Annotated in this window: 9 protein-coding genes and 1 pseudogene; 5 read left to right on the top strand and 5 right to left on the bottom strand. The window is 67.4% G+C overall.

From position 1 onward, the window contains the following. Nucleotides 1-253: 253 nt before the first annotated feature. Entirely contained in the window at nt 254-844 is a 591-nt protein-coding gene (locus tag H3O04_RS30400; RefSeq protein ID WP_006476758.1) for a nucleotidyltransferase domain-containing protein, read from the top strand. Then, nucleotides 844-1,281: a hypothetical protein gene (locus H3O04_RS30395; protein WP_012328012.1), complete on the top strand. Its 438-nt coding sequence runs from the start codon at nt 844-846 to the stop codon at nt 1,279-1,281. The genes H3O04_RS30400 and H3O04_RS30395 overlap by 1 nt, the downstream gene beginning before the upstream one ends. Before the next feature lie 87 nt (nt 1,282-1,368). Here H3O04_RS30395 and H3O04_RS30390 read toward each other — a convergent pair whose 3' ends face one another. The 5 genes from H3O04_RS30390 to H3O04_RS30370 all read right to left on the bottom strand — a co-directional run bounded on the left by H3O04_RS30390 (nt 1,369) and on the right by H3O04_RS30370 (nt 6,765). Continuing rightward, a complete protein-coding gene (locus H3O04_RS30390; protein ID WP_012328013.1) occupies nt 1,369-2,157 on the bottom strand; it encodes a sulfite exporter TauE/SafE family protein in 789 nt (262 codons plus the stop codon). Between the two features lie 389 nt (nt 2,158-2,546). Beyond that, entirely contained in the window at nt 2,547-3,986 is a 1,440-nt protein-coding gene (locus tag H3O04_RS30385; RefSeq protein WP_077179309.1) for a DHA2 family efflux MFS transporter permease subunit, read from the bottom strand. 115 nt (nt 3,987-4,101) lie between these two features. Beyond that, nucleotides 4,102-4,833, bottom strand: coding sequence for a DsbA family oxidoreductase (locus H3O04_RS30380; RefSeq protein WP_077179308.1), 732 nt, complete (start codon nt 4,831-4,833; stop codon nt 4,102-4,104). Nucleotides 4,834-5,011: 178 nt separating this feature from the next. Continuing rightward, nucleotides 5,012-5,806, bottom strand: coding sequence for a helix-turn-helix transcriptional regulator (locus H3O04_RS30375; RefSeq protein ID WP_077179307.1), 795 nt, complete (start codon nt 5,804-5,806; stop codon nt 5,012-5,014). After that, on the bottom strand, nt 5,803-6,765 hold the full coding sequence (locus H3O04_RS30370; protein WP_077179306.1) for an ornithine cyclodeaminase family protein: 963 nt from the start codon (nt 6,763-6,765) through the stop codon (nt 5,803-5,805). Before H3O04_RS30370 ends, H3O04_RS30375 begins: the two co-directional genes overlap by 4 nt. Before the next feature lie 378 nt (nt 6,766-7,143). Between H3O04_RS30370 and H3O04_RS30365 the strand changes: the two genes are divergently transcribed. The 3 genes and pseudogenes from H3O04_RS30365 to H3O04_RS30355 all read left to right on the top strand — a co-directional run. Beyond that, the gene (locus tag H3O04_RS30365) at nt 7,144-7,923 is read left to right on the top strand and encodes an ABC transporter substrate-binding protein (protein ID WP_077179305.1); all 780 of its coding nucleotides are present in this window, start codon (nt 7,144-7,146) and stop codon (nt 7,921-7,923) included. A gap of 66 nt (nt 7,924-7,989) precedes the next feature. Further along, complete coding sequence (locus H3O04_RS30360) at nt 7,990-9,234, top strand: NAD(P)/FAD-dependent oxidoreductase (RefSeq protein WP_077179304.1); 1,245 nt, start codon at nt 7,990-7,992, stop codon at nt 9,232-9,234. 511 nt (nt 9,235-9,745) lie between these two features. After that, a pseudogene (locus tag H3O04_RS30355) lies at nt 9,746-9,989 on the top strand (hypothetical protein); the annotation flags it as partial.

Here is a 9,989-nt window from a genome sequence, read left to right as displayed (position 1 = left end):
GGCGGGCGGCGGGCGATGCCCGCCGCGACGCGACGAACAAGTGCACTCGCGCAATGCGGGCCGGTGCTTCAGGTCGCGTGCGTTGGTGACGTCGCTGTTGTTCCGGATGCCCCGAGAGTCGTGGACTCCCGGGGCATTGGCTTTTGTGTCGGAGCAGCGTGCGTCGCCTCGGAAGTCGCGGATGACGGCGCACTTAATCCTCAAAATGGGGATTTATATCCTTCTATTGAGGATTAAGTGAAAAATCCTCATAATGAGGACAGTCATCCCCGACTCAAGGATTTTTGTGGGCGTCGCCGACTTTCTCCTCACACCCGGCATGCAACGTGTGCTGGGTGCCACGCTGCTAGAACCCGACCGCTGCTTTACGCTGCAGGAATTGCTGCGTCTGGCAAGCAGTGGACACGGCAGCGCTCAAAAGCAGATAGACCGGCTGATCGAGGCCGGCGTACTCAAGGAAGACGCGCGCCGAGGCCGGCAGCGGAGCATCCGCGCCAATACGGACTTCGTCCTCTATCCGGAACTCGTCGAGATTGCGCGAAAGACGTTCGCTGTCGCAGAGCCGTTAAAGGAAGCCTTGTCGCCTTTTGCCGGGCATATTTCCACGGCCTTCGTGTTTGGCTCGGTGGCCAAGGGTACCGACAGCAGCCGAAGCGACATCGACCTGATCGTCATCGGCGACGCCCAGCTTCTCGAGTTGGCCGAAGCCTTGCACGCCGCCGAGCATGATCTGCAGCGTCCCATCAACTTCTCGTTGTACGAACCTGCCGAATGGGCCGCGCTGGTCGATAGCGATCCCGTCATCGCGCAGATCGCCCAGGGACCGACTTTGAGGATTTTGTGATGTCACGTCCGACCGAATACGAAAACCTTATCAAGACGAGAGCCTTCGATGCGGTTGCGCCGACATCCGGGGCAATCGCGGGCTTCCTGCGCAATGCGGAGGATTACAAGGCCACTGCCGACGAACTGGATCCCGCCCGGCATTTGCAGGTATTTACCTTGGCCTACGAAGGCTACTTCCAGGTCGTACAGGCTGTTCTGGAGTTCTACGAGGTGAGGACCAAAGATGCCGGCCGCAACCTGGCTATCCAGCGCGTCTCCACCTCGTTGGGTGTGAGCGCCCCGGAATTCGCTTTCATCACGAAGGCACACGAGCGACGCAACGGCACGTCGTACGTTTCGCCGTTTCCGCCGGTGTCGAAAGCCGAGGCCGCCACCATGCTGGGCATCCTGGCGAAATACTTGCCTGTTGCACGTGCCCTGACCGGTATGTCGTGAAACCCGCTTGGCCGTCCGTCAAGACAGGCGACAGGTGGTTTGGGGGCACGCACTGAGGCGGCGTATTTCGGCAGGCGGAGAGGCCGCTTACGCCAGCACGAGCCGCACGCCGACCGCGACCAGGGTCGACGCGAGCAGATTGCGCAGCAGCCGCTCGGGCGCGCGCGCCGACAGCAGGCTGCCGATCACGATGCCGGGCAGCGAACCGAGCAGCAGCGACAGCAGCATCGACCAGTCGACCGAGCCGAGCAGCCAGTGGCCCATGCCCGCGACCAGCGTGAGCGGCACCGCATGCGCGATGTCGGAACCGACGATGCGGGTCGTGGCGAGCAGCGGATACAGCAGCAGAAGCACGGTGACGCCGATCGCGCCGGCGCCGACCGACGTCATCGACACGAGCACGCCGAGCACGGCGCCCGTCAGCACGGTCGACCAAAGCGTGCGCGCGGGGCTCGGCGCGAGCGGGTTGCGGGCGGCGAACGCGGTCAGTTGAGGGCGGAAGATCAGCGCGAGCGACGTGAGCAGCAGCGCAACGCCCAGTACGAGCTGGATCATCCGCGCGGTGCCCGGCGTGTTCATCCCGTGCGTATGCAGCCACCACAGCGTGAGCGCCGCGGCCGGCACGCTGCCCGCGGCGAGCCGGCTCGTGATGCGCCAGTCGATCGAGCCTTTCAGGCCGTGGACGAGCGTACCGGTGGCCTTGGTCGCGGCTGCGTACAGCAGGTCGGTACCGACCGCCGTCGCGGGGTGGACGCCGAACAACAGCACGAGAATCGGCGTCATCAACGAACCGCCGCCGACACCCGTCAGGCCGACGAGAACGCCGACGAACAGGCCGGACAGCGAGTACAGCAGATCGATATGGGGAAGCGACATCGGAGCAGGCGGTTATGCGGCGTTCGGCGGCGGCGCGCGGCCGCGGCGCGCGCATCAAAGTCCGCCATTGTCGCAAAAGTGACGCGTCAACGTACGACTGCGTTAAAAATCGGCCGGGGAGGCGCGCACGGCGGCGGCCGGCGGGACGTGAAACGGGCGTTTGAGCAGGGGCGCGGCCGACGGTGATGATCGGCCCGAAAGCGATGACGAATCGGGCTTAAACGGCGCACGTCCGACGCGCATAAAAAAGAGGCGCGACAACGCGTGCCCTGCTCCGATCGGTTCTCGGTTCTCGGTTCTCGGTTCTCGGTTCTCGGCTCCCGGTTCCCGGTTCCCGGTTCCCGGCTCCCGGTTCCCGGTTCCCGGTTCCCCGGTTCCCCCGTCGATGGTCAGTGCATCGCGGGGCCGGCGCCTTCGACCGCGCGGGGCGCCCGGATGCGCAGCGTCAAACCGGTCAGCGCGGCCACGGCGGCAAACGCCGCGCCGAACGCGAAGGCCGCGTGGTAGCCGCCGTTCAGCGCGTCGAGCGGCGTGGCTTGCGCCGCCGCGAGCGCGTCGGTGCGGGCCCCGGCGAGGCTCGCGAGGATCGCGAGCCCGAGCGCGCCGCCCATCATGAACGACGTGTTGACGATGCCCGACGCGAGCCCGGAATCGGCCGGGTCGACGTCGTTCATCGCGGCGAGCAGCACCGGGTTGAACGCGACGCCCGCGCCGATGCCGAGCAGCGTCATGCCGGGCAGCACGTGCCACACGAAACCGCCGTCGACCGGTGCGCGCGAGAACAGCGCGAGGCCGCACGCCGCGAGCAGCAGGCCGGCCGCGATCGGGCCGCGGATGCCGAAACGCATCACGATGCGCGCCGACAGCCCGAGCGAGAACGCGGCCATGATCAAATTCGCCGGCAGGAACGCGAGGCCGACCTGCAGTGGCCCATAGCCGAGCACGCGCTGCATGTACAGCGCGGACAGGAAGAACCACGCGAACATCGCGGCCGCCCACAGCACGGCGATCGCGTTCGCGAGCGCGACGTTGCGCGCGGCGAACAGCGTGAGCGGCATCAGCGGATGCGCGGCGCGCGACTCGATCGCGATGAACAGCGCGAGGAGCACGACGGCCGCGCCGATCAGCGCGACGGTCTGCGTCGACAGCCAGCCGGCCTCGTTGCCGCCGACGATCCCGTAGACGGCCAGCATCAGCGATGCGGTCACCGTGATCGCGCCGGCGACGTCGAGCCGCGCGGCGCCGGCCGGTGCACGCACGCGCGGCAGCAGCGCGACGCACATCGCATAGACCGCGACGCCGATCGGCAGGTTGACGAGGAAGATCCAGTGCCACGACAGCGAGCTCGTCAGCAGTCCGCCGAGCAGCACGCCGATGCTGCCGCCGCCCGCGCACACGAAGCCGTAGACGCCCATCGCACGCGCGCGTTCGCCGGGTTCCGTGAAGAGATTCATGATCAGCGACAGCGAGACGGCCGACACGACCGCGCCGCCGAGCCCCTGCACCGCGCGCGCGGCGATCAGCATCGCCTGCGATTGCGCGAGGCCGCAGGCGAGCGACGCGAGCGTGAACACGACGAGGCCCGCGAGGAACATGCGCCGCTGGCCGTACAGGTCGCCGAGCCGGCCGCCGAGCAGCAGGCAGCCGCCGAACGTCAGCAGGTACGCGTTGACGACCCAGACGAGGGCCGTTTCGGTGAAGTGGAGGTCGGTACTGATCGACGGCAGCGCAACGTTCACGATCGTGCTGTCGAGCACGATCATCAGCACGCCGAGGCAGAGCACGATCAGCGCGTACCAGCGCTTCTCGCCGTGAATCCCGTGGGTCATGGGCTTGCAGCCTTCTGATCGTTATTTGAAGGATGCATTGTAGAGGTCACCGGCGCGGGCTTCCTGCCGGTTTGTGGCAGGAGCGTCGCGTAGTGGCGCGCGGCCCCGATGCGCGTTAGGAGCGCGCCGGCAGTTCGCAGCCGTCGGGGCCGCAGGCGGCCGCATCGCTGCCGTCGAGTGCGACGATGCCGTCGCGCCACGCCTGGTCGAGCGCCTGCGCGAACGCGTCGGCCGGCTGCGCGCCCGACACCGCGTAGCGGCCGCCGAACACGAACAGCGGCACGCCGCGCCCGCCGATCTGCGCGGCGCGCGCGATGTCGGCTTCGACTTCGTCGCGGTACGCATCGCTGTGCAGCACCGCTTCGACGGCCGCGCGCTCGAGCCCGGCTTCGACCGCGAATTCGGTCAGCGCGGCATGATCGAACAGCGAGCCGTGTTCGCAGAAGTACGCGCGATAGAGTCGCTCGGTCAGCGCGTGCGCGCGGCCCGTGGCTTCCGCGAGCTTCACGAGCCGGTGGCCGTCGAGCGTGTCGCCAACCAGCGTGCCGGGCAGGTCGTAGCGAAGCCCGACGCTCGCCGCTGCATCGGTCACCTGGCGCAGCATCTGGTCGACCTGCGCGGGCGACATCCGGTATTTGCCCGCCAGCATCGCCTCGACCGGCGCGACGGGCTGGCCGGGCATCAGCCGGTACGCGCGCAGCGCGACGTCGACGCGGTCGGCGTGCGCGAACGCGGCCAGCGCCTCGTCGAAGCGGCGCTTGCCGATCCAGCACCACGGGCAGATCAGGTCGGACCAGATTTCGACGGTCAGGGTCGGGCGGGCGGTCGGAGTAGGAGCGGTCGTCATGGGCGATACGGGGCGGCAAAAAAAGTGTAACTGCGACTATATCACTTTATGCTTCCAAGCTCCGTCGTCCACAGGCCCGGGCGGAATCCGGGGCACGCCCGCGCATCGCGAAGGCTCGACGCGGAATCGGCAGTCCGGTACCGGTGTCCGGAGCGTGCCGTCATCACGCCCGCCGCGCTCAGGCGTCGCCCTGCGTTTCCTTCAGGTGCTTGAGGTGCTTGTAGACCGTCGCGCGCCCCATCCCGAGCACGTTCGCGACGTAGTTCGCCGCGCTCTTGCCGCGGAACGCGCCTTCCGCGTACAGCGCCTCGACGAGTTCGCGCCGGTGCTCGCGCGTGAGCCCGTTCAGCCCGACCTGCCGCTCGCGCAGCCAGCCGTGCAGGAACGTGTTGATGCGCTCCTGCCAGTCGTCGCGGAACAGTTCGTCGGGTTGCGCGACGACGCCCGCGCCCTTGATGAACAGGTCGAGCGTCGCGCGCACCTCGTCGAACACCGCGATGTTGAAGTTGATGCACATCATCCCGGCTGGCCGCCCTTCGTCGTCGAACAGCACGTTGCTGACGCAGCGCATCCGCCGGCCGTCCCAGTTCAGCTTCTCGTACGGGCCGATCACGCGCTCGCGCGCCGAATGATCGATTTCCTCGAGCGCGGAATCGTCGCCGACCTCGCGCTTCGACAAGTTGTTCGCGAGATACAGCACGGTCTGGTCGTGCAGGTCGTGGATCACGACTTCCGCGTACGGAAAGAACAGTGCGGCGATACCGTCGGCGATCGGCGCATAGCGGGTGAGCAGCAGGTCTTTGACGGGAGATTTCTTCTTGCGCATCGGTATCGCGATCTCGGGTGGGCGGGAGCCGGGCAGCATGTCGGGCCGGCGCGGCGGCGCACCGTTGGGCGGCATGCCCGTGCGCCCGCGCGCGGCCGCCGCGGCGGTTGCGCCATTGTATCGGCCCCGCGTGCGCGTGCCGCTCATGCGTGCGTCAGATGCATGTACAGCGCGTGCGCGATCGCGATGTCCTCGAGCCCGAGGCCGATCGAGCGGAACAGCGCGTGACGCGTGCGCGACGGCGCCGCGCAGGTGCCGGCGACGAGCGCGGGCAGGTCGCCGACGATCCGGCCGGCATCCCAGCCGTGCTCGGCCGTCGCGATCTGCATCTCGCCGGCGCTCGCGGGCGTCGTGTGCCGGTAGTCGCAGTAGACGTCCATGTCCGGCAGCCACGCGGGCGGGATTTCGTGGGCACGTGCGACGTTCGTACTGATCGACGTGACGAGCGCGGGGCGCGTGAGCATCCCGTCGCCGAGCACGGGCGTGCCCGACGACGTGCACAGCATCACCACGTCCGCGTCGCGCACGCAGGCCTCGACGCTCGCCGCCGCGCGGGCGCGCGGGTCGAGCGCGGCGAGGCTCGCCTGCAGCGCCGCGTTGCCGGCCAGCGCGGGCGAGTACACGCGGATCGAGGCCCAGTCGCGCAGTGCCGCCGTGTGCTTCAGGTGTGCAAGGCCGACCGCGCCCGCGCCGACGATCGCGAGATGGCGCGCGTCGCGCGGCGCGAGGCAGTCGACCGCGAGCGCCGTCGTGCCGGCCGTGCGCTCGACGGTCAGCAGCCCGGCGTCGCACCACATCAGCGGCTGGCCGGTCTGCATCGACATCAATGCGGTCCATGCGGTGACGACAGGTTTGCCGCCTGTCACGACATACGGCGACAGCTTCGCGCCGAACACCTGCTCGTCGGCGAGTGCGCCGAGATACGTGATGAAGTCGCCGGCCTGGACGGGAAACAGCGTGAGCGTCTGCGGCGGCTGCACCGCGCGCGCCGCGGCGAGCGATGCGAACATGCGGCGCAGCGTGCCGAGCACGTCGAGCGACGGCAGCGCCGCGCGCACCGCGGCTTCGTCCACGGTCAGCGGCAGGGTGGGGACGGTTTGCGTCATGGGGACATCTCCGGTTCGGGCTGGACGGAAAGTCTCGAAAGACGGCGTCCGGTGAGGTTGGTTGTGGAATAAAAGTCTAATATAGACAAACAAAACCGGTGGGATTTTTCTTTTCGAGACTTTGATTCTTTACGTGGCGTATGAAAAACACCGTGAAATCAATGATGTTCTGAGTGGGTGGCAAAATGTTGGCGAGGAGCGGCGGCGTGACGTTCTCGTATCCCCTATAGTCTATAGTAGACTTTGAGTCTATATTTAGCGTGCAGAACTCGGCGCGTCGGCAAGCGGCGGCCGCCTGCCTCGAATGCCGACCGGCGCCCGACCGTGGGCGTCGTGCGACCGATCTTCATCGCCTCACTCCAGAACAGAAGGACCGTCATGAACTGGAAGCTTTCCCTCTGCGCCGCTGCGGCGCTCGCGTGCGCGGCCGTCACGGCCCATGCGGAACCGACCACGTTGCGCTTCGGGATCGAAGCCGCTTATCCGCCGTTCGAGAGCAAGACGCCGTCCGGTCAGCTGCAGGGTTTCGACGTCGACGTCGGCAACGCGGTGTGCGCGAAGCTGAACATGAAGTGCGTGTGGGTCGAGAATGCGTTCGACGGGCTGATCCCGGCGCTGCAGGCGCGCAAGTTCGACGCGATCAACTCGGCGATGAACATCACCGCGAAGCGCAAGCAGAGCATCGACTTCACGCCGCCGATCTACGTGGTGCCGATCGTGATGGTCGCGAAGCGCGGCTCGCCGCTGAAACCCGACGTCGCGAGCCTGCGCGGCAAGCACGTCGGCGTGCTGCAGGGTTCGTCGCAGGAGGATTTCCTGAAGGCGCACTGGGCCAATGCGGGCGTGGCCGTGGTGTCGTATCAGGATCAGGACCAGATCTATGCCGATCTCGTCGCGGGGCGTCTCGACGCGGCCGTGCAGGAAGCGCAGACCGCGCAGGACGGATTCCTCGACAAGCCGGCCGGCCGCGACTACCAGATCGTCGGCGAGCCGCTGAAGGATCCGGCGACGCTCGGCGAAGGCACCGGCTTCGGGCTGCGCAAGAACGACAAGGCGCTGCAGGCGAAGATCGTCGGCGCGCTCGACGCGCTGAAGAAGGACGGCACGCTGAGCGCGCTGTCGCAGAAGTATTTCAAGCGCGACATCATCGCGAAGTAAGCGCCGCCGCGTGCCGGCCGCGGGGCCGGCGCACCGCGCATCCATCTCGACACAGGGCGGGGAAGCATGGATTTCGACGTCATTGTTCTGGGGGCCGGCATCGTCGGCGTGTCGTCGGCGCTGCATCTGCAGGATCGCGGGCTGCGCGTCGCGCTCGTCGACCGGCGCGCGCCCGGCGAGGAAACCAGCCACGGCAATGCCGGGTTGATCGAGCGCTCGTCGGTCGTGCCGTATGCGTTTCCGCGCCGGCTCGGCACGTTGCTGCGCTATGCGCGCAACCGCTCGGTCGATCTCTATTGGGACTACCGCGCGCTGCCCGCGTATGCGGGCTGGCTCGCGCGCTTCTGGCGCGAATCGTCGCCGCGGCGGCTCGCGGCCGCCGCGCGCGACCTGCTGCCGCTCGTCGCGGCGAGCGTCGTCGAGCACGATGCGCTGCTCGCGCGCACCGACGCGCAGCCGCTCGTGCACGACGGCGGCTGGATCGAGGCGTTTCGTTCGCCCGCGTTGTTCGACGTGGAAGCGCGCGCGCAGCAGCGTGTGGCCGACGCGCACGGGCTGCGGATGACCGTGCTCGACGCGCATGCGCTGCGTGCGCGCGAGCCCGGTATCGGCGACGCGTTCTGCGGCGCCTTCCACTGGCAGGACCCGAAGACCGTGTCGAGCCCGGGCGGGCTGACCAAGGCCTATGCGCGGCTGTTCGAGCGCGACGGCGGCACGTTCGTGCGCGGCGACGCGACGACGCTCGTGCAGGTCGACGACGGCTGGCAGGTCCGGACCGAACACGGGCCGATCGCGGCGCGCTCGGCCGTGGTCGCGCTGGGCCCGTGGTCCGATCAGGTGTTCGCGCCGCTCGGCTACCGGATTCCGCTGCGCGCGAAGCGCGGGTATCACATGCATTACCGGCCGACGCGCACGCCGCTGAACGTGCCCGTGTGCGATACCGAGGCAGGCTTCGTCGTCGCGCCGATGGAGGGCGGCCGCCTGCGGCTCACGACGGGCGTCGAGATCGCGCTGCCCGACGCGCCGCCGACCGGCGTGCAGCTCGCGCGCGCCGAACCGCTGGCGCGTGACGCGTTCGGCATCGGCGAGCGGCTCGACCCGGAGCCGTGGCTCGGGATGCGGCCGTGCACGCCCGACATGCGCCCGGTGATCGGGCCGGCGCCGCGGCACCGGCATTTGTGGTTCGCGTTCGGTCATTGCCATCACGGGCTCACGCTCGGGCCCGCGACCGGCCGCCTGCTCGCCGAAATGATGACGGGCGCGCCGACCTATATCGATCCCCATCCGTACCGGCCTGCCCGCTTCGGCTGACCGTGCGGCGCGCAAATGCGGTTTCAGCCGCTGGCACGCGCCGGCGGCAATGTGCTTGCTTCACAATTTTTCATTCTGCTGTCCGGACTATCGAAATCCGCGCAATCGTAAATGATCTGCGTAATCGATAAGAAAGAAAATCGCGCGATAAAAGAAAATCAGCAAATTCGCGATTTATCAATGCATTTTCATATTGCTGAAATGCGTAATGGGCAGTCCGCTATGGTGGTATGGGGTCTCATCGTGCCCGCGTGTTTCGACGTTACGCGGAATGTACCGGAACACGTTACTACGGGGCTCGCAAACGTTACGTTACATCCGCGTTCCGGCGACCTTTTTCATCAGACGATTCGGGCTCCGCAATTCAGGAATTTCGCCTGAAATCAATTAAAAAACGTTATTACCGGTCGTTAGGCAGACGAATCAATCCCGTTTTTGGAATTGGCACGCTTCGTGCAATCCGTCCCCATGCTTTGTCAACGTAGTGCCAACCGAGATGGGGAAAATAACGATGGGACAGAATTTTAAATTGACGGGTGCGGCGCTGTCGGTCGCGACGGTGTTCGGGGTGCTGGCTTCGGGTTCCGCGATGGCGGGGGCGCTCGACTCGCTCCCGATCCCGCAGGTGATCGTCAATCCGCCGACGAACAGCGTGTCGGTCGGGCTGGTCGCGACGGGCACGTCGCCGCTGGGCTCGGTTACCGTGACGGCGGGCGGGTCGGGCGCAATCCAGACGTCGCTCGGCGAGCCGGGGC

Origin of the sequence: Burkholderia sp. KCJ3K979 (assembly GCF_016759955.1) — a bacterium.
GTDB classification, from domain to species: Bacteria; Pseudomonadota; Gammaproteobacteria; order Burkholderiales; family Burkholderiaceae; genus Burkholderia; species Burkholderia orbicola.
This window is presented reverse-complemented; position numbering and strand designations above follow the sequence as displayed.